The 23598-nt window shown below is 43.5% G+C and carries 27 protein-coding genes and 1 tRNA gene; 2 read left to right on the top strand and 26 right to left on the bottom strand.

From position 1 onward, the window contains the following. Window positions 1–87 precede the first annotated feature (87 nt). The 11 genes from PHG87_05295 to PHG87_05245 form a co-directional block, all read right to left on the bottom strand. Window positions 88–1140, bottom strand: coding sequence for a protein arginine kinase (locus PHG87_05295; protein ID MDD5477592.1), 1053 nt, complete (start codon window positions 1138–1140; stop codon window positions 88–90). A 1-nt stretch (window position 1141) separates the two neighbouring features. After that, entirely contained in the window at window positions 1142–1660 is a 519-nt protein-coding gene (locus PHG87_05290; GenBank protein MDD5477591.1) for a UvrB/UvrC motif-containing protein, read from the bottom strand. 1 nt (window position 1661) lies between these two features. Then, on the bottom strand, window positions 1662–2531 hold the full coding sequence (ilvE, locus tag PHG87_05285) for a branched-chain-amino-acid transaminase (protein MDD5477590.1): 870 nt from the start codon (window positions 2529–2531) through the stop codon (window positions 1662–1664). Between the two features lie 26 nt (window positions 2532–2557). Beyond that, window positions 2558–3244, bottom strand: coding sequence for an ABC transporter ATP-binding protein (locus tag PHG87_05280; protein ID MDD5477589.1), 687 nt, complete (start codon window positions 3242–3244; stop codon window positions 2558–2560). Then, window positions 3237–4448 carry an ABC transporter permease gene (locus PHG87_05275; GenBank protein ID MDD5477588.1) on the bottom strand — a complete coding sequence of 404 codons (1212 nt, stop codon included), beginning with the start codon at window positions 4446–4448 and terminating at the stop codon, window positions 3237–3239. The genes PHG87_05280 and PHG87_05275 overlap by 8 nt, the downstream gene beginning before the upstream one ends. Window position 4449: 1 nt before the next feature. Continuing rightward, window positions 4450–5907 carry a lysine--tRNA ligase gene (gene lysS, locus PHG87_05270; protein MDD5477587.1) on the bottom strand — a complete coding sequence of 486 codons (1458 nt, stop codon included), beginning with the start codon at window positions 5905–5907 and terminating at the stop codon, window positions 4450–4452. Between the two features lie 310 nt (window positions 5908–6217). Beyond that, the gene (locus tag PHG87_05265; protein ID MDD5477586.1) at window positions 6218–7180 is read right to left on the bottom strand and encodes a zinc metalloprotease HtpX; all 963 of its coding nucleotides are present in this window, start codon (window positions 7178–7180) and stop codon (window positions 6218–6220) included. A gap of 16 nt (window positions 7181–7196) precedes the next feature. Further along, window positions 7197–7568: a DUF1573 domain-containing protein gene (locus PHG87_05260; protein ID MDD5477585.1), complete on the bottom strand. Its 372-nt coding sequence runs from the start codon at window positions 7566–7568 to the stop codon at window positions 7197–7199. Further along, window positions 7568–8746, bottom strand: coding sequence for a hypothetical protein (locus PHG87_05255; protein MDD5477584.1), 1179 nt, complete (start codon window positions 8744–8746; stop codon window positions 7568–7570). The genes PHG87_05260 and PHG87_05255 overlap by 1 nt, the downstream gene beginning before the upstream one ends. A gap of 31 nt (window positions 8747–8777) precedes the next feature. After that, entirely contained in the window at window positions 8778–9167 is a 390-nt protein-coding gene (locus tag PHG87_05250) for a DoxX family protein (protein ID MDD5477583.1), read from the bottom strand. Further along, complete coding sequence (locus PHG87_05245; protein ID MDD5477582.1) at window positions 9161–10306, bottom strand: FAD-dependent oxidoreductase; 1146 nt, start codon at window positions 10304–10306, stop codon at window positions 9161–9163. Before PHG87_05245 ends, PHG87_05250 begins: the two co-directional genes overlap by 7 nt. Window positions 10307–10361: 55 nt before the next feature. Here PHG87_05245 and PHG87_05240 point away from each other — a divergent pair, with 55 nt between their 5' ends. Together PHG87_05240 and ispH are read left to right on the top strand one after the other, a co-directional pair. Continuing rightward, window positions 10362–11402, top strand: a complete 1041-nt coding sequence (locus PHG87_05240; GenBank protein ID MDD5477581.1) for a polyprenyl synthetase family protein — start codon at window positions 10362–10364, stop codon at window positions 11400–11402. Continuing rightward, window positions 11399–12235 carry a 4-hydroxy-3-methylbut-2-enyl diphosphate reductase gene (ispH, locus tag PHG87_05235; protein ID MDD5477580.1) on the top strand — a complete coding sequence of 279 codons (837 nt, stop codon included), beginning with the start codon at window positions 11399–11401 and terminating at the stop codon, window positions 12233–12235. Before PHG87_05240 ends, ispH begins: the two co-directional genes overlap by 4 nt. On the opposite strand, the gene PHG87_05230 is transcribed toward ispH, so the two are convergent. The 15 genes from PHG87_05230 to dnaX form a co-directional block, all read right to left on the bottom strand. Beyond that, window positions 12222–12596, bottom strand: coding sequence for a DUF2934 domain-containing protein (locus PHG87_05230; protein ID MDD5477579.1), 375 nt, complete (start codon window positions 12594–12596; stop codon window positions 12222–12224). The two genes, ispH and PHG87_05230, sit on opposite strands and share 14 nt — an antisense overlap. A gap of 15 nt (window positions 12597–12611) precedes the next feature. Next, complete coding sequence (gene purU / locus PHG87_05225) at window positions 12612–13454, bottom strand: formyltetrahydrofolate deformylase (protein MDD5477578.1); 843 nt, start codon at window positions 13452–13454, stop codon at window positions 12612–12614. 108 nt (window positions 13455–13562) lie between these two features. Next, on the bottom strand, window positions 13563–14510 hold the full coding sequence (locus PHG87_05220; protein MDD5477577.1) for an AsmA family protein: 948 nt from the start codon (window positions 14508–14510) through the stop codon (window positions 13563–13565). Beyond that, a complete protein-coding gene (locus PHG87_05215) occupies window positions 14497–14979 on the bottom strand; it encodes a methylated-DNA--[protein]-cysteine S-methyltransferase (protein ID MDD5477576.1) in 483 nt (160 codons plus the stop codon). Before PHG87_05215 ends, PHG87_05220 begins: the two co-directional genes overlap by 14 nt. Window positions 14980–15011: 32 nt before the next feature. After that, a complete protein-coding gene (locus PHG87_05210) occupies window positions 15012–15374 on the bottom strand; it encodes a hypothetical protein (GenBank protein MDD5477575.1) in 363 nt (120 codons plus the stop codon). Between the two features lie 46 nt (window positions 15375–15420). Next, window positions 15421–15810: a DUF3568 family protein gene (locus PHG87_05205; GenBank protein ID MDD5477574.1), complete on the bottom strand. Its 390-nt coding sequence runs from the start codon at window positions 15808–15810 to the stop codon at window positions 15421–15423. 23 nt (window positions 15811–15833) lie between these two features. Beyond that, entirely contained in the window at window positions 15834–16325 is a 492-nt protein-coding gene (tsaA, locus tag PHG87_05200; GenBank protein ID MDD5477573.1) for a tRNA (N6-threonylcarbamoyladenosine(37)-N6)-methyltransferase TrmO, read from the bottom strand. 193 nt (window positions 16326–16518) lie between these two features. Next, window positions 16519–17133, bottom strand: a complete 615-nt coding sequence (locus PHG87_05195; protein ID MDD5477572.1) for a hypothetical protein — start codon at window positions 17131–17133, stop codon at window positions 16519–16521. 38 nt (window positions 17134–17171) lie between these two features. Next, on the bottom strand, window positions 17172–17708 hold the full coding sequence (locus tag PHG87_05190) for a DUF2846 domain-containing protein (GenBank protein ID MDD5477571.1): 537 nt from the start codon (window positions 17706–17708) through the stop codon (window positions 17172–17174). Window positions 17709–17743: 35 nt separating this feature from the next. Continuing rightward, window positions 17744–18319, bottom strand: a complete 576-nt coding sequence (locus PHG87_05185; protein ID MDD5477570.1) for a hypothetical protein — start codon at window positions 18317–18319, stop codon at window positions 17744–17746. A 387-nt stretch (window positions 18320–18706) separates the two neighbouring features. Further along, the gene (locus tag PHG87_05180) at window positions 18707–19255 is read right to left on the bottom strand and encodes a hypothetical protein (GenBank protein MDD5477569.1); all 549 of its coding nucleotides are present in this window, start codon (window positions 19253–19255) and stop codon (window positions 18707–18709) included. Window positions 19256–19418: 163 nt separating this feature from the next. Further along, window positions 19419–19491, bottom strand: a tRNA-Asn gene (locus tag PHG87_05175). A gap of 29 nt (window positions 19492–19520) precedes the next feature. Further along, window positions 19521–21446: an ABC-F family ATP-binding cassette domain-containing protein gene (locus PHG87_05170; GenBank protein ID MDD5477568.1), complete on the bottom strand. Its 1926-nt coding sequence runs from the start codon at window positions 21444–21446 to the stop codon at window positions 19521–19523. A 5-nt stretch (window positions 21447–21451) separates the two neighbouring features. Beyond that, window positions 21452–22051: a recombination mediator RecR gene (recR, locus tag PHG87_05165; protein MDD5477567.1), complete on the bottom strand. Its 600-nt coding sequence runs from the start codon at window positions 22049–22051 to the stop codon at window positions 21452–21454. Further along, window positions 22051–23598: a DNA polymerase III subunit gamma/tau gene (dnaX, locus tag PHG87_05160; GenBank protein ID MDD5477566.1), complete on the bottom strand. Its 1548-nt coding sequence runs from the start codon at window positions 23596–23598 to the stop codon at window positions 22051–22053. Before dnaX ends, recR begins: the two co-directional genes overlap by 1 nt.

Raw genomic sequence — 23598 nt, 5'->3', positions numbered from 1 at the left:
TTGTCTACCTAGACAACACCCGCGCAATTTTCGCCACAAGGCGAATACTGGCGCAATTCAAATAAGCGCCAGGTGCCGCGCGGGGTGTCATAATAAATTCAATTTTTTGCGAATCAATTCCGCCCTGGCTAAATCCCTTTCCTGCGATGAAAGTTTTTTGTTTTCCAGTTTCTGCAGATGCGCCGGTTGAGTGGTAATGAAAAGCTCGTTAATCGTCAGCCGGCCGATATCCTTAATCATGCCTAGGTCGCTGCCCAGCCGCACCATCGATAACAATTCAATCGTCTCCTGGCTGGTAATAATCCGGGCGCTTTTTAAAATACCCAAAGAGCGGTTGATCCTGTCCTCTAAAACATCTTTACTTTTAGAAAGCATGATCTCCCTGGTCTGCGTTTCCTGCTCGATGATCTGGCGGATCAGGCTGTTGAGGTTCTCAATAATCTCGTTTTCACTGTGCCCCAAAGAAACCTGATTGGAAATCTGGAAAAAATTACCGCTGGCCTGCGTGCCTTCGCCGTAAAGGCCGCGCGTTGTAAAGCTTAATTTGGCTATTGCCGCCAGCACCCGCTCGATCTGCCGGCTCATTACCAGCGCCGGCAAATGCAGCATCACTGAACCGCGCATGCCGGTGCCGGTATTTGTCGGGCAGGCGGTAAGATAACCAAAATCCGGCAGATACGCGTAATCCAAAATCTTGGCCAAAGCGTCATCGATACCGTTAATAATATTCCAGGCCTCAAAAAGATTAAACCCTGACTGCATCAGCTGCACGCGTAAATGATCCTCTTCATTGATCATTACCGCGATGTTTTCTTCATCATTGACCAGCACCGCCTTCTGCTCTGTCTTCTGGGTATGTTCGATGGACATCAGGTGCCTTTCCACTAAAAACTGTTTATCAATGTTGTCTAAATTCGCCAGCGTAAAAAGCGTGGATTTTTTAAGCGGTTCGATCTTTAACATCGCCTGGCTGGTTTTCTCCATCACCTCATTCAATTGCGCCTTACTGGCCCAATGCGGGAAAGGAAGTTTATTGAGGTTCCTGGCCAGCCGGATCCGGCTGGAAATAACCACATCCGAATTCGGGCCGGTCCCTTTAAGCCATTCGCTGGTGTGGTTGATCAAATCATTGATCTGCATATTAACCTTCTTTTCCTTTTTTAGTTTCTATCTCTTTGATCTGATCGCGCAGGCGCGCCGCTTCTTCAAAAGCCTCTTTCTGGATTGCTTTTTGCAGCTGCTCTTTTAATTCCGCAAGATCGATCTTCTTTTTACTAACCCGGGTAAGGGTAGTTTTTATTTTTAAAGGGCTTTTACCGACATGCTGGTTTGAGCCGTGTATGCGTTTTAACAAAGGCGCCAGGTACTTGCGAAAAACATCATAACACTCTCCGCAGCCCAGCCTGCCGATCTTCTTAAAATCCGCGTAACTTAGGCCGCAGCTGGGGCATTTGATATTAACCAGCTCCTCTTCTTTGCTGGAGGGCTTCTGGAAATCAACCATCCCGGCCAAAAGATCGCTTAAACCAAACTGCTGCTCCATGGCCGCGCTTTTGGTCCTGGCGCACTCTTCGCATAAATGCAATTCATTCATCTGGTCATCGATAATTTCAGTCAAGTGCACGGTTGCCGGATTTTTTCCGCAGATATCGCAAAGCATATTAATATTTTACTCCGTTTTTGGCGGTTAACTCTTTAAATTTCTTCATCAGAACAAACGTAAGCTTGCCGGGTTTTCCGGTTCCAATCGTTCTGCCGTCAACTTTAACCACCGGAATAATCTGTGCGGCTGTGCCTGTAATAAAACACTCATCAGAGATATAAACTTCATGCCGCGTAATCACATGTTCGTGCGCGGCAATCTTGTTTTTGCGGGCGATTTCTAAAATCGAATCCCGGGTGATCCCGCGTAAAGTACCCATGCATTGCGGCGGCGTGTAAAGATGCCCGCCTTTTACCACAAAAATATTATCGGCGGTACATTCAGCCACGTAACCCAAGGAATCAAGCATGATCGCCTCGTCGCATCCGGCATTGCCGGCTTCGATCTTGGCCAGGATATTATTTAAATAATTCAAAGACTTGATCTGGGGATTAAGCGCCTCAGGCAAATTGCGCACCGTTGGCACGGTAACGATACTTAAACCATCTTGATAAAGCTTCTGCGGATAAAGAGCGATCTTGTCGGCAATAATAATAATTGTCGCTCCTTTATAGCATTTACGCGGATCAAGCCCCAAATCACCTTCCCCGCGGGTAACCACTAAGCGGATATAAGCATTGTCTAATTTATTGGCCTTAAGCGTATTCACTACGGCCTTAATCACCTGCTCCTTAGTCAAAGGAATCTTTAACATAATACTCTGGGCGGATTCAAAGAGCCGGTCAATGTGCTCCTTTAATTTAAACACGCGGCGGCTATAGGAACGGATCCCTTCAAAAACTCCGTCGCCATAAAGCAGGCCGTGATCAAACACCGAAACCTTGGCATTTTCTTTTTCATAAAATTTCCCGTTGATATAAATCTTCATTGATTCCTCCTTATAAGCGCGGGGTGCTAATGTAAAAGAATACCGTCTTTCAAATGTATAACTCTGCTTGCCCCGATAGCAATCTCTTTATCATGAGTAACCATGACAATCGTAATCTTCTCGTTGCGGTTAAGGTCGATTAAAAGCCGCAGGATATTCTTTCCGTTCTCCGAATCCAGGTTACCCGTCGGTTCATCGCAAAGCAAAAGCCGCGGCTTATTGATCAATGCCCGGGCAATCGCCACCCTCTGCTGCTCTCCGCCGGACAAAGCCAGCGGCCGATGCGTAAGCCTTTGGGCTAAACCCAGCCTTTCTAAAAGCGCTGCGGCCTGGCCGGAACTTTTTTTCCTTTCCCACCACGATTTTAAAATGCCGGGCAGTAAAACATTTTCCAGCGCGTTTAACTCCGGTAACAAATGGAAAAACTGAAAAACAAAACCAACTTTGCGGTTACGAAAACCCGCCAGCTCGTCTTCATTTAAACCGTAGATACTGTTTCCTTCAAAATAAACTTTACCGGAAGTAGGGTTATCTAACCCTCCTAAAATATGCAAGAGCGTTGATTTTCCCGCCCCTGACGGCCCCTGGATTGCCAGAAATTCTCCTTCGGCGACGCTAAAATTTATATTCTTTAATACTTCAAGGTTGCTGGTAATATCGCGGTAACTTTTACAAATTGAACTGACCTTGAGCATCTCCTTGTTGTTATTCATGCCGGACAGCCTCGCTGGGAATTATCCTGGTGGCGTAATATGCCGGGTAAATACTGGCAAGTAAAGTTATAACTAAAGCACAGATTACGATTAAACTGATATCCGCGCTGTTTATATTGACCGGGATCCGGTTAAAATAATAAATATCCTGCGGGATCAGGCTCCTGCCGATAATCCGGGAAATAAGATCCACGACTTTGTCTAATGAAAACGCTAAAGATATCCCTCCGGCCAACCCCAGCAAAATACCGGTTAAGCCGATGGCCATGCCCTGAAAAATAAAAATCTGCAGGATACTTTTGGTTTTTGCTCCGACCGAACGCAGAATACCGATATCCTTTATCCGGCTCATCACCGACATGATCAAGGTGCCCACAATCCCGAACGCGGCAACCACGGTGGTCATCGTCACCACGATAAACATCACGATCTTCTCAAGCTTTAAAGCCTCCAGGAAATTCCTGTTGGCGTCTACCCAGGTGCGCGCCTGGTAAGTTCCAAAACCTTTTAAATCCCGGTACAGCTTTTCCTTTACGTCCCCTACTTTATAAATATTATCTACTTTGATAGCGATACCGCTTACCGTATCGGGAATTTTATAAAAATCCTGCGCCCCCTTCATACTGGTTAAAATCAGGCTGGAATCATAGAGATACATCCCGCTGTTAAAAATACCTTTGATATTAAAATCGGTTTTGGCCAAAGTAACCGGAGAGATCAAGCTGATACTGTCCCCGATTGCCAGATTCAGGCGCAAAGCCAGCTCTTCTCCGATAGCCACTTCGTTGCCTGCCAAATTATAGCTTCCTAATTTTAAATACTCGTTAATTTTGGATATCTCTGCCTGCAATTTCGGGTCGATACCGCGTACCTCTACCCCGAAAATCGATTTCCCGCTCCTGACCAAAGCTTGGCCGTCGATAAAAGGAGCAGCTCCTTTGACATAAGAAAAAGTTTTTAACTTATCGATTACCCGGTAAGGATCCTTTGACCCGCCGCCAAATTCCAGCGAAAGGTGGGCATTGGTACCGACCATTTTATCCTCCAGGAACCGGTCAAATCCGCTCATCACCGAGATCACCACGATTAAAACCATCACCCCGATACCGATACCAATCATCGAAATCAAAGCGGTAATCGAGATAATCTTTTCTTTCTTGCCTGCCCTTAAATACCTCTGGCTCAGCCATAATTCTGAAAACATCTTAAACTTTTTCCTCTTCCTGCTGATTACGTAAAAGGGGAAATAAAATTACATCCCTGATTGAGGCCTGATCCGTGAATAACATCAACAACCGGTCAATGCCAATGCCCAATCCTCCTGCCGGAGGCATACCGTGCTCTAAAGCTAAGAGATAATCATTATCTACATTTTTCTTCTCTTCGGAGGCAAGGTCCTTGATCTCTTCTTCAAAACGCCGGCGCTGTTCCAAGGGGTCATTTAACTCGGAATAAGCATTGGCAATTTCCATACCCGCAACGTAGAGCTCAAACCTCTCTGAAATCAACGGGTTATCTTTATTCACCTTGGCCAAAGGACAAAGGCTGGTAAAATAATCCGTAATGAATACCGGATTGGTTTGCAGCTCCTGCTCCAAGGCATCCTCAACAATTTTATTTATCTGAGAGCGGCTCAGGCGGTCCTTATCTTTGGCAAATCCTTTGGCCTGTAATTTATTAAGCATTTTAGCCGCATCATCTTGCGGCTCTATGCCAAACTTATCTTTAACTAATTGGGCGAATGATTGCCTGGCCCAGGGAACTTTAAGGCTAAGAGTTTTACCCTGATAAACCAACTCCTCTTTGCCTAAAACCTCTTTGGCGATATGGCAAATTAAATCCTGCGTTAAATTAATCATCCCTTCGCAATCAGTGTAAGCCTGATAAACCTCCAGCATCGTAAACTCCGGATTATGCCGCGTGGATACGCCTTCATTGCGAAAAGAACGGTTAATTTCATAGACCCGGTCAAGGCCGCCCACCAAAAGCCGTTTTAAATACAGTTCCGGAGCAATCCTTAAAAATAGGTCCATTGCGTATTCATTATGGAATGTCTTAAAAGGCCGGCCGGCCGCCCCTCCGGCGATATCATGCATCATCGGAGTTTCAACTTCCAAAAAACCTCTCTCGTCGAGAAAATTACGCATCGCCCGGATGATCTTTGCGCGTAACAAAAATACTTTTTTGACATCTTCATTGCAAAGCAAGTCCAGGTAACGCTGCCGGTAACGCAGCTCTACGTCTTTTAAACCGTGCCATTTTTCAGGCAAAGGCCGCAGGGCCTTGGATAAAATGGTAAAATCTTCTACTTTAAGCGTAAATTCACCGGTATGCGTTTTAAAAAGCTCTCCGCTTGCGCTGATGATATCGGCAATATCCAACTGCTCAAGCAGCGCGGCTTTTTCTTCCCCAACAATATCCCTTTTAACATAAAGCTGGATCTTGCCGGTGGCATCCCGCAGGTCCATAAAATTGACCTTACCATGGGCCCGATTAGCCATCACCCTGCCGCAAAGAGTAACCTTTTTGCCTTCTTCAAAACTCTCCAAAACCTTGCCGATCGTAATGTGATCAGGCACATTGGCAGGATACAAAGGCACGTTTTTAGCTTTAAGCGCCCCTAATTTAGCGGTTCTTTGCTGAATAATCTCATTAATGTCCATAGTTTAGTAATTATATAGTAGATTTAGGGTTATGTCAAAAGAAAATGGAGGGATAAAGCTGTAAATTTTATAGGGAAATTTAATAATTTACGCGGGTCCTGTCAAGCCTTGTCTCTCGCAGCACCGCTCGATTTTCCCCAGCGTGGAAAATCTTCGCTTCGGCAAAAATTCTCGCTCTGCCAGGACATTTATTGCGGGCAGCCTTGCCCGCTCGAATTTTTGAGATGCTCACTCGAGTCCAAGGCTTGCCACCCGCTAATAATATATACTACTTCATAAAATTTCCAGCTTTTGAGGAAGGCAGATGGAATTAAGCCCTATATTCGGAAAGCTTCTTGATGCGCTTAAGCATATTCGGGTGCGTGCTTAAAAGCTCAAGCATCTTATCCCCTAAATTCAGACGTATATTTGATCTTCTAAGTAAATCCAGCTCGGAAGCGTCGATCGTGCCGCTTTTATCCAGATCCAATTGCGATAACTCCAAGACTTCCTTGCGGCCTTGAGACGGGTCATTGATGAAAAAGGCCTTCATTCCTTCAGTTTGCTTTAAAGATTCCGGATTTAATTTTGCTGACCCGTAAGCCAATTTATACAGGCTGGAAGCCAAAGCCTTGGGCTGGTTTCCCAAAAGCACTGAACCCCGGTCGGCAAAATACTCCCGGATCCGCGAGGCATAGAGCACCAAAAGATTGGTCACAAAATAAAATAAGAAAGCGGCCAGTCCGATTAATACGGTATTGCCGCCCCGCTCATCACGCCGGCGGCCGTAAAATAAAAACTGCCAGGCAATCCGGTACATGATCATCGGGATCACGGAAAGCAAAGTAATCGTCAGCACATCGTGGTTCTTCAAATGGCTTAATTCATGCCCAAGCACTGCTTTTAATTCTTCATCGTCGAGTAACTGCATAATTCCGGCAGTTACGCAAACCCGGCCATCCCTTAACGAGCGGCCAAAAGCAAAAGCATTGGGGATATCGATCTGGGCAATACCGATTCTGGGCATCGGGATATTGGCGCGCATGCTCAAAGATTCGACCATCTGAAACAAGCGGGGGTTTTCTTCCCGCTTGATGTATTTTACGCGCATGCTCCATTCCACAAGCTTGGGCCCCAGCATATACTGGATAAACATCATCACTAAAGAAATAATTAAATAGAAACTAAAACCGCCAACATGGAAAAAACTCCTGCCTACGATAACTAGTAACGCATAGATAATCCCGAACAAAAGAGTTACCAATAACCACATCCTTAACTGTAATGACCACATATTATCCATCCTCTCTTTATTTAGTTATTTGCGCTTTAATGGTAAACCTGGCTACCGCCAGATCGGCATTATCGGTATTCACATATACAAACTGTTGAACTTGGCCCAGATATCCGTGAGAGTTAAAACTTACATTTATCGTCGTCTTCTCCCCGGGTTTTAAGGATTTCTTGTCCGATTGCGAAGCAGTGCATCCGCAGGATGTATTTACGGAGGTTATGTTTAAAACACTTTTAGTTTCATTTTTAAATAGAAAATCGTGTTTTAAAACCTCGCCCTGCTTGGCCTTGCCAAAATCCCACGCATTTGGATCAATAACTTCTTTTTCCGCGCAGGCGAATTGGAAAACAAGAAAACTTAAACAAAATAAACTTATAATTTTACGCATCAAGCTCTCCAGATTAAAAATAACCCCAAACTAAAAAATAAAACTGCCATGAGAATTTTTATTAGACCCAAATGCCTTTTTAGGAACTTAGCAAACTGCGCGCTGGATGTGCCCACCAGCGCAAAAATGAAAATCACGATCAGCGGAATTACAAACATAATATTATACAACAAAAGATAGCCTAAGGCCTGCAGTTTAAGCGGGCTGGCCTTTAAGACAAAGGATATCGTCGGTAAATACATTTGGCCGGTGCAAACCGCCTCAAGGAGTGAAACCAAAAACCCGGTAATCAAGGCGCTAAACACAAGCTTATTCAGGCCGGGCAATGCTTTAGCCTGTTTCTCCTGCGGGTTCTTGCGGTAAAAAAATCCTACTACCTTATGGATGCGCTCCTTAATTGGCTTAGGCAGCTGTAAAATTAGTTCATCCGTGGCGCCGGTTTTCTTAAATTTTATAAAATCATAAACTGCCAGGATACCGAACAAAATACTCAACCACCCAATAATTAGATTCAACAGGTGCGTAATCACCCAAAAACCCTTAAAATGATAAAAGAAATTAAAAATCCCTAAACCAATAGATAAATAGGTCAGGAATACGGCAAAGATAAACGCCGAACCGATAATAATAAGGTCTCTTTTGCGGTAGCCTTGCACGGCAAGAAAAGATATAAAGAATACGATAACCGTAAAGGCGCAGGGATTAATCCCGTCCTCAAGTCCGGCGATAATTATTGCCGCCGGGACAAAACTCTTAAAATATGCGGTTAAATCAAAAGAGGCGGGCTGGGCGCTAGGAGGGATCCCCTTTAATCCTTCCAGGATAAAATTACGTAAATTACCCCTAACCTCTCCTTCGGCACTTAGAAATTTACCCCCTAAATAAAAAAGCGGAATCCGGAATGAAGGGCTGGCGCCGGCTTTCTTCAATAAGCCCAAAATCATCGTGTAATTCCCTATCTGGCCTACATCGCGGTATTCAAAAACAACCTTATCCTTAAATTCATTCTCCATCGCAGGCATCACTTCCTGCTTTACCTCAAGGCAGCGATGGCAACTGGTTGAATGAAAAATAATAAGTTTAGGCAAATCCTGTTTATTAGCTGCCAGTATTTTTGCCGGTAATAGTACGGCCAACAATAAAAAGATAAAGAAATTGCGCGTTATTTTTTTTAGCATGTTATTAAATATAGCACAATAAATCCGCCAATCAACGTAAAATACTAAAGTTTCCCGGCCCCAAGAAAATAAGGGCAAGACAGGTTGCGGCAATAACAAAGGTATATTCAAAACCGCCGTTAGACAAAAAGAACCCCTTACTTAAATGTACTTTAATTGCGGCAGTAAGGATAAAAATCAAAAGCAGGGTTGCGGCCGGCCGGGTTTGTACCCCGGCAATCAGCAATAGCCCCCCAACTAACACCGTGTATGAGGCAACATAGGACCAGAATATCGCCGGAAAAAATCCTAAACTGGAAAGCATTCCGGAAAAACCTTTGACTCCCGGCCCGCCGAATAATCCAAAAGCCATTTGCAGGCCGTGCGCCACAAACATAATACCTATTCCCAACCTCAAAATCAATATTCCCCAGTCTAACATCTTTCACCTCCTTGCCCGGTATTTAAAAGATTACAGACCAAACCCCAGCGGTTACTTAAACCCTGCAGGCGAAAAATACACATCATAAAATGCAGCAGCGTCGCTAATAACCCCTTTACCTTGAGACCAAAAACCTCGCCGCAGGAGCGGTTGTTGGCCAGGGGGACAATATAACCTAAATCCAGCGGCCGGAATTTTTCAAGCGGAAGGTTTTTAATGCTTCTGATTATATTAACTGCCGCATGGGATCCCTGGCTAATGGCAAACTGGACCGCCATTCTCAAAAAATTATTTTTATCCCCAAAAAAAGCGGTATCCCCGGCGCAAAAACAGTGCGGGTTTACCCTTAAATATTCATCCGCAACTATCCTGCCCTGAGGATTCTTTTTAACCGGCAGCTTCTGTATGAAATCAGCGGTCCTAACACCGGGTACCCAGATCAGCATGGCTTTCTCAAATGCCGGCCTTGCGGAAACCCTGACTTTATCCTCCTGGATCTCTTCGATAACTGAATTGGCCAGGATTTCAATCCCCATACTCTTTAAATTATCCCACGCATAAGTTTTCATCCAATCCGGCAGGGACCCTAATATTGACGCAGCCCGCTCAACAATGATAATTTTCTTTTCCCGGCCGGATTTTTTAAAATATAGCCATAAATTAGCGGCGGCCTCTACTCCGGTGTAACCTCCTCCGCAGACGATAAAATGCTCAAATTTATTGCTTTTAAGCGCCGCGGTAATCTTCTTGGCATCATCTATATTGTTTAAAGCATAAGCATAATTTTGCGCCGCTTGATTGGAAAAAAAATTTGTCTGGCTGCCGCTGGCAATAATTAAAAAATCATAGGCATAATTAGAAGCCGCGGTAACAACATGTTTGGATTCAAAGTCAACGGCAGCGACCTCTTCACAAACCAGCTTTATTTTTAGCTTTCTGCAAAAATCCCCAATATTACAAAGGAGGAACTGCGGATTGATTCTTCTACCGATGCAGTCAGGGATAAGCGGCAGAAAGGCAGAATACTCTTTTTTGTCAAAAAGAGTAACCTCCAACCCTAAGCCTCCTGCACACTTAGCCAGCTTTCTTGCCGCGCTTAAGCCGGCAAAACCAGCGCCGATAATCATAACTTTTTTCATATCCAAAGGGGGCAAAATAATTGCATAATCATACTTTATATGTTAACATAACCCTATGTTTTTGAAAATAAAAAATAGGATTGAAAAAGAACTGCGTGCTTATACCCGCTCGATAGATCAATTATACACCTTAAACAAACTCTCGCCTATACTTTTTGAGAGCATAAAAGAGTTTATCTTGCGCGACGGTAAAAGGGTAAGGCCGATTTTATTCTGTATCGGCTATCTGGGATTCTCTAGAAAGAACCCGGCCGGCCTTTACCGCAGCGCCCTATCCTTAGAACTGCTGCATGATTTCATGTTAGTCCACGATGATATTATCGATAAATCTTCTATGCGCCGCGGTAAACCCTCTATGCATACGCTGTTAAAGGGATGTCTTTCCGGAAATAAAAAAGTTAAGTTCGGCGGAGAAGATTTGGCTATAGTTGCCGGCGATGTCATGTACGCCATGGCCCTGGATGCTTTTTTGGCGGTTAGAGAGGAACCAAAACGCAAAGAAGCAGCGCTGGAAAAACTTATCCGGGCAGCCTTATACACAGGCAGCGGAGAATTTATTGAGCTATTGTTGGGAATCAAACCCATCGAGAAAGTTACCCGGGAAGATGTTTACAAAATTTATGATTATAAAACCGCAAACTACACTTTTGCCTCTCCGCTGACTATGGGAGCCGCTCTTGCCGGAGCAAAAACCAGCCAGATTAAAAAACTATATTCTTACGGCATGCTCCTGGGCAGGGCTTTCCAGATCAAAGACGATATAATCGGAACATTCAGCGAAGAAAAAGAAACCGGTAAATCGAATATAACCGACATTAAGGAAGCAAAAAGAACCCTGCTTATCTGGTATGCCTTTGGCAAAGCTGACAAAAAAGACAAACTGGCGATAAAAAAAATCCTGGAGGGCAAAACTGTAAAGCAGGGCGGGCTGATTAAAATACGCGAAATTATTGTCAAAACCGGCGCGCTGGCTTACGCGCAAAATCAGATAAAATATTTATACGCAAAAGCCGTGAACCAAATTGACAGTTTAAAAATGGATAAAAGATATAACCAGGCGCTGGTTGATTTTTCCCAAAAAACCCTTAAAGTATGAAAATACATTTAGCAAAATCAGCGGGATTCTGCTTCGGCGTAAGAAAAGCAATTACTATCGCCCTGGAAACCGTAAAAACCAAAAAACCGATATTTATGCTCGGGGATATCGTGCATAACGAAGAGGTAGTCAAGCAGATCCAGCGCGCCGGGATTAAAAAAATCAACCGGCTTGGTAAAGGCAGCGGAAAAACATTGCTCATCCGGGCGCATGGCTGCTCCAATAAAACATTGAAGAAAGCATTGAAATTAGGTTATACGATTATCGATGCTACCTGCCCGATGGTCAAAGAAATCCACGCGATTGCCGGTAAACTGGAAAATAGCGGCTGCCGGATAATTATCATCGGGGATAAACTGCATGATGAAGTGCAGGGAATTGCCGGAGGGCTTAAATCAAAAGCGATTATAATCGATAAACTTGAAAATATACCGATAGAAAAAATCAAACATATCCGGCGGGCGGGGATCCTCGTGCAATCAACTCAAAACCTGGATAACGTGCAAAAGATCCTGGACGTGCTGCGCCGGTATATCCCGGTAGTGGAATTTCATAACACTATCTGCAATCCCACCAGGATCAAACAGGGCGAAGTAAAAACTATGCCGCTGGAAAATGATGTTATGATTATTATCGGCTCAAAAACCAGCGCCAATACCAAAAGAATCTATGAGATCGCCAAACCTTTAAATAAACATACCCACTGGATCAACTCGGCCAAAGAAATAAAAAGAAACTGGCTCAATAATGCTAAAAACGTAGGCATAACCGCGGGCGCCTCTACTCCGGAATCAAGTATCCTTGCTGTAATCCAAAAAATCAAAACCCTTTGACTCTTTTTTCCGCCTCTCTCCAATCATCCGCACAGCTGCCTTCCGGCTTGCCTTTACTTTCCCAAATGGAGCGGGCAACCGATTTTATCTTCTCCTGGATCTCTTTGCTGCTATCCTCGATAATCCGGTTATAGAGCCAGGCAAGGGCGCTGCCGATTACAGCCGCGAAAATAAAACCCCAGACCGAATTCAAGATTACGCTAAAGAGCGTCGGTTGATAGTCCAGGTAAATCATCGACATCGTCTTATTCAATCCGCATTCCAGATAAAAAAGTATCTTTAATGTGCCTACGATCAGGGTAAGCGCGGCGGCGACAATACCGCAAGCAAACCCAAAACCCTTTACATATAACTTTGCCATAAGAAGCCTCCTTTTTTAAAAAACTATGGTTTTATTTTCGTGTTTAATAATACGATGGTCGATATAACTGGATACGGCTGCTGCCAGCGCCCTCTTCTCTAAATTCCTGCCTTTGCTGATCAGCACTTCGCGGTCATCCTTATGCGATACATGTTCAACCTCCTGAGCAATGATCGGCCCTTCGTCAAGCTGGTTACTTACAAAATGCGCGGTTGAGCCGATAACCTTTACCCCTTCAGCAAGCGCCCTGCCAGCCGGGTCAGCGCCTTTAAAAAAAGGAAGGAAGCCGTGGTGGATATTAACTATGTCCTGATTATATTTTTTCAGGAAATCCGGGGAAAGCACCAGCATATAACGGGCCAATACCAGGAAATCCGTAGAACCAGCCGCGTAAGAAAGCAGCTCTGATTCCCTTCGGTTATCTTTATTTGCCGGCACATAATAAAATGGAATGTTGTAGCTGGTTACTACTTTACGGTGTTTTTCATAATTGCTCAGGACAAAAGGAATCTTGACTTTTAATTCCCCCGCATTCCATAAATACAGTAAATCTACCAAGCAATGGTCCGGCTCCGATACAAATATCCCCATGCGCAACTCTTCGGATTTATCATAAAAATTCCAATCCGCGCCAAAATCTTTGCCAATGGGAGAAAATGCCGAAATTAAATCTTTTTTGGCATATTGATCTTTATCTAAAATAAACTCAACGCGGATAAAGAAATACCCGCCCTGCGGGTCGGTGCTATGCTGATCGGCAGTAACGATATTGCCTTCATGCTTTAAAATAAAATCCGAGATTTTAGCAACAATGCCTTTTCGGTCCTGACACTGGAATAACAGAATGAATGTGCGCATAACGCCTCCTTGCCCACAAGGGCACACCCGCGCAATTCCTTATAAGCGCGGGGTGACAGAGGTTATTATACCTCAATATCGTATTTTTTTTCAATAAATATATCCGGCCTATTTTATTTTTTCAGAAATTTCGTAAAGAACCCCGCCGGCTATTTCCGGCTTGGGAAAAAGATATTTTCTCGCAGAAATAACCACTTCGGTTTTATTATCAGGTTTTTTCCTGATCTTTAAAGCTACCTGAGCGGAGTCAATTTCGGCCCCCAGGATACCGTTTGGCTTATCCTCTTTGGTAAGCCTGCCCATTTTTTTCAAAACAACCGAGCTTGTTTCAAACACCTTATCAAAACCGGCAATAAATTCATGCTGGACGCTGTCTCTGCCGATAAATGTTGCCGCCACCGCTACCGGTAAAACCGCCACCCCGGCTAACATCGCGGCTCCGTAAATTTTAGCCCCCTCTATTCCGGCTGATTTCATCGGCTCAGCCAGTATCAGGGCTGCCAACTGCTGGGCGCTGGTAATATTTTTATAAGTTTTATTTATATTTATATCGTATACCTTCACAGCCGGTTCTTCTCCCGCGCTGTAATCTTTTAAAACAATCCTTCCGATCCCCAGCTTAACCGTATCCAGCCGCATCGGCATCTGTTTGGATGACTTATCCTCCTTGCCCCGCTCTTGTTTTGCCGCTTTCAAGGCGTCGATATTTAATTTACCTGCGCTATTTTTCTCCAAACCCATCTCTTTTAATTCAATCTCAACATTTACCAAATGTATTTCCTTCTTAAATAAAGCGCCTAAATCATAAAGGACATTGATCTTTGGCAGATCCACAAGGATGCCCCTGGAAAATCCTTTGGGGTTATATATTTTAAATCCGGATATTCTCACTGACTGGTTAAAAACACCTAAAGAAAATCCATTGATATGGATGGGCGCTCCGAGAACCTGCGTAGCTGCAACCGTTATTACGGACTTAATCACCTGGTCCCTGACGATGACAACAGCAAAGATAGAAATAACAACTACAATCAATATATTTCTAATTTTTTTCATAGCTACCCTCCTTACGCAGTAATTCTCGTTTCATCTTTGTCCCGCCCAGATAACCGCCCAGCGATCCGTCGGAATGAATAACTCGATGGCAAGGAATAAGCAGCGGAAAAGGATTGGCGGCTAAAGCCGCACCAACCGCCCTGGCAGCATTGGGCTTGCCCAACTGCTTTGCAATAAGTTGATACGTGCTGGTTTTTCCACGGGCAATAGCATAGACGGCGGCCAGAACTTTTTGCTGAAAAACAGAACAAAGGTCAAGGCGCAGCATGCTTAAAGGAAAACGGACATCTTTTCCGTTTAAAAATTTTTCAATCTGATTGGCAAGAATATTAATTTCCGGGCACAAAGAAGCGTTGAAATTTGGAAATGATTTAGAATTTTTAGATAAAACAATACGGAGTATTTTAGGTTTTTTCTTATAAACTGACCAGAGAATAACCGGATAACTGATTGCTTCTTTTATCTTCATCGGTTTACCATAACACCAACCTATTTGTAAGACTATATTTTTATTAACCAATCCTTAGCTTTTTGGACATCATCAAAGACAGAAAACTCCCTGTCTGATGAATAAGATAAAGTATCCACGAAAAGTTTCAGGCGTTCTTCAGATGCGATAATCGCGGAGGCTTTTATATATGGTTTATTATGCTTGACGAATTCCTGCATGGTCAGGAATAAATCGGGGACATAGACATTCTCATTATTAATGTCAGTTAAAGCTAAGACAGAACGTTTTGGTTGGCCTTTAATGATCTCCTTGCTTTTCTCAATGACCGCAAAAGCATGTTCTTTACTACAATACGATAGGTCTATAAATAGGATATTTTTGTTTTTATAAGTAATAAATCCGACTCTTTCCATATCGATAGGCCCTTTTAGAAGAAACTATCTGCCGACTGGGAAAAACTTATAAATATCTCTGTATCCTTTTCAATATCTTATCCGCGGCGTCCTTATCCGGGCTAACCGCTCCCACCCGGATCTCTACCTTGGTAGAATCTTCGGTGACTTTACGAATATCGATCCAAATCTCTTTACCGTCGCTATATTTACTTTTTAATTGGGCAACATTGATTTCTTTTGTTTCCTTTGTCAGTTCCAATTTAAGTGACCTTAAAGCTTTTTTACTGGCATTAATGGTTTGTGCGTAAGTAGCGTGGAATTCCTGCGTTAACTTTCCGGATAGCCAAGCCGCAGTCCCTGCCCCGGCGCCTGCTCCTGCTAATAAAGCAAAACAACCGCAGATATTTAACAAAACCACCCCGGAGAAAATAAAAACTCCGACTTTCTTAAACATGCCGCGCCTCCTTGTGTTATGAACTATTCCCTATCCGGGAGTTTAGGCCTCAGTTTTTTTAACTCCGTCCACCCGTTAGAGGCTTCTTGGAAAATATCAAACCGGGGGATATAAGGTTTAATGTCTATAAGGGGTGTATTATCAAGGATGTCTACACCGCTGACTTCAAGGATGTTGTTATTGTGTTTTATCAATTTTACGATAGAAATACCTATCCCGTTAGGACGACAGGGATGCCTTGAGGCGAAAATGCCATGTTCGGTATCATCGAGGAATGTAGAACGCACCAATTTGACTTCTCCGGCCCGGTCAAATACATAAAAAAGATAAATATGCGAAAAAGCACCTATATCTTTAAGGCCGTCGGAATATTCCGGGAATAACTCAACGGTTCCTTTACTTTCAGGATTAACATTCCCTTGAATAGGACAAGCTTCTTTTGACTTGTAAGGAGTACGGATTAGGCCTATCTGTTTAATTGTATATTGCATATATTTTTTATCATTAGATTCCATTTAATACCATTCTTTAATATTGTAGTCTTGAAAAAGAGGCCTTGCAAGCAAAAATTAGCCCCCCTCAATAATCACTTTTTAGGCTCTCATTATCTCTGGTGATGTTCCCACAAAAAAGCCCTGTTACATAAATAACAGGGCTTTTACGATTTTATCGGCTCAGCTTGCACACAAACCTGGGTGGCAGATAAACCTATTCAATCTGTTTCCATGTTTTCCAGCTTAATTCTTTCCTAATGTTCTCTGCCCTTGCCATTCTTTCTCTGGCTGCTTGAGCTCTATTTTCTTTCCAGATAGTTATCCCATTAGTCACAAGTGCTGTTATCAGATCAGCGATAGGCGCTAGCGCTAAACTCTTGGTTGTAAAAGCAGCTTTTTCTATGCTTGGCTTCCCCATCAATGTCTCTTTTCCATACGCCAGGAAGGATTCCGCGGTATCAGCGGCTACCTTTGACTGCTTTTTAAAAGAATCCGCTCCTTCCAAATCCTCATTGTTTTCTATACTCGATGCAAGCACTGACAACCAAGCATTATTTTCGCTCATAGCTTTAACATATAGATCCCTGGCATTAATGTAGGCTGCTTCTGTTTCTTTGCCTTTGAACTTTTCCTTAATTGCCGAAACTGTCGATTCTGCCAGTTCCCGATTCTTCCTAACTTCTATCCTGGCCGCAATTTCTGAATCAGTGGGTTTTGACACATGAGAACACCAAGGCAGCGAGGGGAAAACTCCGCAGCAACCTGTTAACGATAGGGCCGTAACTACGATCAATAAAAACAGAACCGCCATTCTGAACTTGGAGTGCATATAAGCTCCTTTCTTTCTTTAACTCATCACGCTGACACTCACTGCGTTGTTGTTAGTTTGCAGTCAGCTATTTCATGCGCTCCTGCTTCCGGGGAGACTAATTCCAGATGCGCCCTTCCCATAGTTCCCTTGCCATGTGCGCCTTTAAGGTAATATGCAAGACCTGCTTTTGCATCGACAGCTATGGAGAATATTGAGCTTGGCGCCATAAATCCAGTATCAAAAGCCGTAAATTCTATATTGCCGGGTTCGGTGACATACGCGTAATACCCACCCTGAGTCAGTGTTGTTAGAGCTTTGCCATTTGCTTTTACGTCGAAAGGTAACGCTGCGCCTCCGACACCGGAACCAGCGGGACGATAAATGAAGACTACCGCTTTGCCAGCAGGTATTTGCGCCTGTTTGAAGCTTGGGCCCAGTGTTGGGGCCGATGTTGAGCCACCCGTAACTTGCGCAGCCAGCGGGTGTCGCAGCATTGAGTTATACGCTGCTGAGCCTGGAGCCGGTTCACAGCCGGATAAAACCAATACCCCGGACATAATCATTGGTGCCAAGAAAAGTTGAAGCCTTTTCATGATGTTTCTCCTTTGTATTAAAAATATTATACAACTTACCTGTTGTGACCGTGTCCTTGACCCATATGCCCCATGCCACCGCCGTGTGCTCCAGATGGAAAATTGCCTTTCCTGCTTCCTTCTTCCATCTTTGTTCCAACATTCTCAGTTTCCTTTCGTTCCTCTTTCGTTTCTATTGATTCTCTTTTTTCTGTCTGCATTTTTTTGATAGCCTCATGGACCTTATCAGCTAGAGCCGTTCCTCTTAATCCTTCAGCCTGAGCCTGATGAACCGCCCGAGAAACAACATTTCCTGCCTCCCTGGGCGATTTACCACCTTTCACCAAATCATCCATTGAATTAACTGATTCTCTCAACTCTTTTCCTTTTACGCCATTTTTTGATAAGTCTAACAGAGAATTTTCTATCTCATCCTTGGCGGCACCCTTTTCCAGCATCTCTACCACTGGTTTTCTAACCCCGTCAATCTCTCCAGCCTCTATCCCTTTATTTTGTAGGTCACCCTTAATATCATTAAAAACTTTATCCGTGTCAACTGCAGCATAAATTGACGTTAGAGCAAAAAAACTTACAGAACCAAATATTATTACTAACCCCAAGAACCTTTTCATCTTCCCTCCTTTTTTAGTTTTATTTTATCCCAAATTAAAATCCTCTGTAATATATTTTACCATAGAAAATTAGGAAGTCAAACTCCCCATCGTGGACGAGTTTAGAACTTTTATAGCCTCAGGGGAAATAGAGAAACTACGTCAAGAACTCGCCTTGGCTGCTTAAGCTATTCCTTAACTTTGGGACAGAAACTTAAAACCTTCATATCCTGACCGCAACAGATAATATCGCAACAATCACACGAGCAGGTCTTTTCCACTGTAAGAATCATCCCACATGAATCACAGACAAATCTCATCCCTTTTTTCGCTTTTGAGGTTGCCTTTACAGTCTTTGGGCTTACTTTTCTGATCATTATATTTATCCTTTTAATTAATATCTTTCTTTCAAAAGGAAACTTCCAAGCTAACAAACAACATATCCGTACCGTTTGTTATGGAATTGCCGCTGTTCTTGGGCGCGTAACCGAATAATAGCGTCATAAGATGGCCGCCAAAATCATAGCCAAAGCCGGTGTTTGCATAAGGCATAACGCCGTATATAAAACTATTTTCATCCCAATCTTTTCCGCAGGCAAATATCCCAAGAGCATTTGCCTCCCAGAATAATTTTCCAATCACGAATTTCCTATACCTTAACCCTCCGCCGCCGAAGAAAAACGGCGAATTAGAGCAATTCTGGAAAAATCCGAGTAAGGTAACCGGAGAAAACCCTTCTTTCTTTATACTCTCCCGAAAATCATAACCCATGCCCATGCCCGGATTAAATATCAACTGGTCATTCCTATCTAACCTGTTTGGAGCATCCTTTTTAGCCCCATTCTTGTCAAAATGATAACTAAACCCGAAAAAATGGACGTCAATCTCTCCCGCAAAACAGGAAGTGTAACATAAACTAAGAACCAGCGCTGTTGCAGCGATTATATTTTTTTTCATTATGCGTTACTCTCTATTTCCTCAAAAATAAAAGGCATCCATTATGTTTAAACAACAACATTATGAACGCCTACTTTGCGCTTATCACCCAATAAGGACGACTCTGTACTTATTAGTCTTATTTATATATTGTATATGCAAACAAAAATATACGCAATAAAATCTCCCCCTCTAGGACTCGAACCTAGGACCTGGAGATTAACAGTCTCTCGCTCTACCAACTGAGCTAAGGGGGAATAAGCCAAATTTGTCTGGCATTTTAACACTAAATAATCTGGTTTTCAAGGGCTTTTATCTGCTCTAAAATCTCCAAAATAAGCTTCTCAATCTCCTTCATCCGGCGGCCATATTCCTTGGCTGTTTCTTCGTCGCGATAAAAATGCGGATTGGATAAGGCCCGGGCCTTGGCGTAACTTTCCAACTCCAATTCCTCTTTTTTCTTCAGCAGTTTATTAATTTTATCGCGGATAACTGAATTATCAGCTTTACGTTTCTTCTCTTCGGTCTTACGCAGGCGCTCTTCTTCTTTGGCTTTCTCTTTTACTTCATCAGTTGGTTTATGAGCAATAGCCTTTGATTTTTTAACTTCCTCAGTATTAACTAAAGTATCGCGTTTCTCAAGGTAATAATCAAAAGTCCCGGGAAATTTCCTGACCCTGCCGCTTTTTACCTCGAAAACATTATTTGCCACCGAACTTACAAAATAAATATCATGGCTGATAAAAACAATCGTGCCCTCATAATTTTTTAGCGCGCGCACCAAAGCATCAACAGCGTCTACATCCAGATGAGTAGTCGGCTCATCCAAAAGCAGGAAGTTCGGAGGGTCGATCAAAAGTTTAGCCAAAATAAGCCGGCTCTTCTCTCCTCCGGATAATACCTTAACTTTTTTATCAGCGTCATCGCCGCTGAATAAAAACGCGCCTAGGATCGTCCTGACCGACTCTTCGGCCATATATCCGGGCGCCGCCGAATAAGCCTCCTGCAAAACGGTATTTTCAACATTAAGAACATCGGTACGGGTTTGCGAGAAATAACCGATATCCACATTATGGCCGACGATCCTGTTTCCGCTGTCAATATCAACAATGCCGGCCAATATTTTCAGCAAGGTAGATTTACCCGCGCCGTTTTCACCGGCTAAAACCGCTTTTTCTCCCTGGGTTATTTCAAAATCCAGGCCCTCATAAACCTTAATCTCTCCGTAAGATTTTGAAATATTCTCCAGGGTGATTATCCTGTGCCCTGACCGGCGGGTTTGCGGAAAAACAAACTCATGGATACTCTGGCGCGGGTCAGCAGGCAAAACAATTTTTTCTTCTTCCATTTTTTCCAAAACCCGCCGTTTTGCCCGCACCGAAGCCGCCTTATTTGGCTGGGCGTGGAATCTTGAGACAAACTTTTCCAGCTGCTGAATTTTTTTATCCTGCTCCTTGGATTGCTTAAGCAAATGCGTGCGCTTCTGCGCTTTGATCTCCTCGTAATGTTCATAATTACCTTGGACCTTAAAAATCGAGCCATTTTCTAAAATCAACGTATAATTGGTGACATCGGTCAAAAAAGCCTTATCGTGGGAAATCATGATAAAAGTTCCCCGAAAACCTGCCAAATAATCTTTAAGCCATAAAGCGGCATTTAAATCCAGATAGTTAGTCGGTTCATCTAAAAGCAAAAGATCGTAATGATAAGTAAGCAGTTTGGCCAAAAGAGCGCGCATCTGCCAGCCTCCGCTCATTTGCGAAATCAAGCGGCTGAAATCTCTCTCTTTAAAACCTAATCCCGAAAGGATCTTTTCGGCTTTATGCTCCAATTCAAAAAAACCCAAAGTTTCCAGCTCATGCAAGATTTCACCGTAACGCTTTGAGCCGGCTTCGTTTTTGGACTCCAGCATTTCCTTTTCTTTTTTAAAACGCATGATCCGCTCATCGCCTTCGGTTAATTCCGCCAGCACCGTATGATCGGATTTAAAACTTGCCTCCTGGGGGAGATAGCCGATATGCACCCCCTTATTTACCCTCACCTCTCCTTTGGAAGGTTCGGTTTCCCGCAGGATTAAAGAAAACAATGTACTCTTGCCTGTACCGTTTGGCCCGATCAGGCCGATCTTCTCCCCCTGGTTTATATTAAGGGAAATATTCTCAAAAAGGACTTTGGCGCCGTAATTTTTTGAGAGATTAGTAATATTGATCATAAGAATTAAATTGCGCGGCGAGATTCTAAAGACTTCGAAAGGGTAGTGGCATCAGCGTATTCCAGGTTTGAACCTACCGGTATTCCTAATCCGATGCGGCTTAAATGCACGCCTAGTGGTTTAAGTAATTTAGTAAGATAAATACCGGTAGTTTCGCCTTCGGTATCCGCGTCGGTAGCAATAATTATCTCTTTAATGCCGCCCTGTTTTGTCCTCTGGATAAGCCCGTCAATCTTCAAGTCGCCGGGGCCCCTTCCTTCAAGAGGAGATATCGAACCAAGCAAAACATGATAAACCCCGTGGAAATTGCCCGCCTTTTCAATCGCCGTAACATCGCTGGGTTTTTCCACTACGCAGACAATATCCTTCTGCCGGCTAAGGTCCTGGCAAATCTTACAAGTTTCTTCTTCGCTGAGGTTATTGCAAATTTGGCAGGAACGCACGTTCTCTTTTACCTTATTCAAACATTCGGCTAAAATTTTGATTTCATCATTAGAGGCGCCTAAAACATGGGCGACAATACGTTCAGCGCTACGCCTGCCAACACCGGGCAGCTTGATTAAACAATCGATTAATTTATCTATAGAAGCCGTATAATTAGCCATTAGTCTTCTCTAACCACCCTTCCTCCGAACATCTCGATGGCGGATTTAATAAAAGGGTTGCTGCGCGTGTCTGTTTCCTGCTGCATCTGCGCGGTCAAAATAAAATTTACCCTTAAATCCGCGTTGCATAATTCAGAGGCGGTTTTCTCGATGAGATCCTTATTTTCTTTGCGGTCCAAAGATTCTTTATGCAAAGAACAACTTTTAGGAAATCCTATGGTTACCATATTACCCTGCACTTTCGTCGGCTCCCCTTCACTCAAATAGGTCGATACCGACATTTTAATCTTGGCCAGATTATTAATAATATTACTCCAAACATTCTTTACGCTTTCTAAAGAAATTGACGCTTGCGGAGTTTGCGTTGAGGCATCTTGAACCGGTTCTTCCGGAAGCGGCTGCTCTTTTCTTTCAGGAACTACGGCTGCCGGCTTTGGCTCAACCTGATTCTTACTCTCCAACTTCTTATACGCTAATCTTACCAAACTTATCTCGAGGGGTATCCGCTGGGAATCCAGGCGCCTGGTCATTTCCTGCGTAGCGATTAAAATATTAAAAGCGGTAAAAATCTCCTCTAAGCTGAGTAACTGGCTCTGCTTAAATAGGCGGTCGCAAACCTCCTGCGGCAGGTCAACCAATTTTGAATCCGCCTTAGAAACTTTAGCCACCATCAGGTTACGGAAATGTTCGATCAGGTTAACCAAAAACACACCCGGGTCTTTTCCATCGTCGATAATCGCGTTAAAAAGCTTCAGGGCTTGCGCAGGGTCTTTTTGGATTATCTTGCCGGTGAGCTCAAACAATACATCCTGTTCAACCATGCCTAAAACAGAAATAGCATCTTTTAAAGATACATTGCCCCGGGAAAAAGATACCAGCTGGTCCAAAATGGATTCAGCATCCCGCAACGAACCATCGCTGCTTTTGGCAATCGCAAAAAGCACTTCCTTATCGATGGTGATTTTTTCTGCGCGGATAATTTTCTCAAGCTGGGCGATAATTTCAATGACCGTAATCCGGCGAAAATCCATACGCTGGCAGCGGGAAATAATCGTCGGCATAACCTTCTGCGGATGGGTTGTGGCAAAAATAAATTTTACGAATTCCGGCGGCTCCTCAAGGGTTTTCAGTAAAGCATTAAAACCATCCGGGGTTATCTGATGCACCTCATCAATGATATAAACTTTATATTTACCCTGGGTGGGAGAGAATTTTACATTTTCGCGCAAAGCCCTTATTTCATCGATACCGCGGTTAGAGGCGCCGTCAATTTCAATAACATCCAGGGAGCGGCCCTGATTAATCTCTAAACATGATGGGCATTTCTGGCAGGGTTTTAAAGTCGGGCCTTCTTTACAATTAAGCGCTTTGGCCAAAATCCTTGCGGTTGAAGTTTTGCCCACTCCTCTTGGCCCGGCAAAAAGATAGGCGTGAGCAAGGCGATCCTTCTGAATCGCGTTTTTAAGAGTGCCGACGATATGGTCTTGTCCGATAATGCTTTCAAAATCCTGCGGGCGCCATTTTAGGGCAAATACGGTATAAGACAT

The sequence above is a fragment of the Candidatus Omnitrophota bacterium genome (genome assembly GCA_028716245.1).
Taxonomy (GTDB): domain Bacteria; phylum Omnitrophota; class Gorgyraeia; order Gygaellales; family Profunditerraquicolaceae; genus UBA6249.
This window is presented reverse-complemented; position numbering and strand designations above follow the sequence as displayed.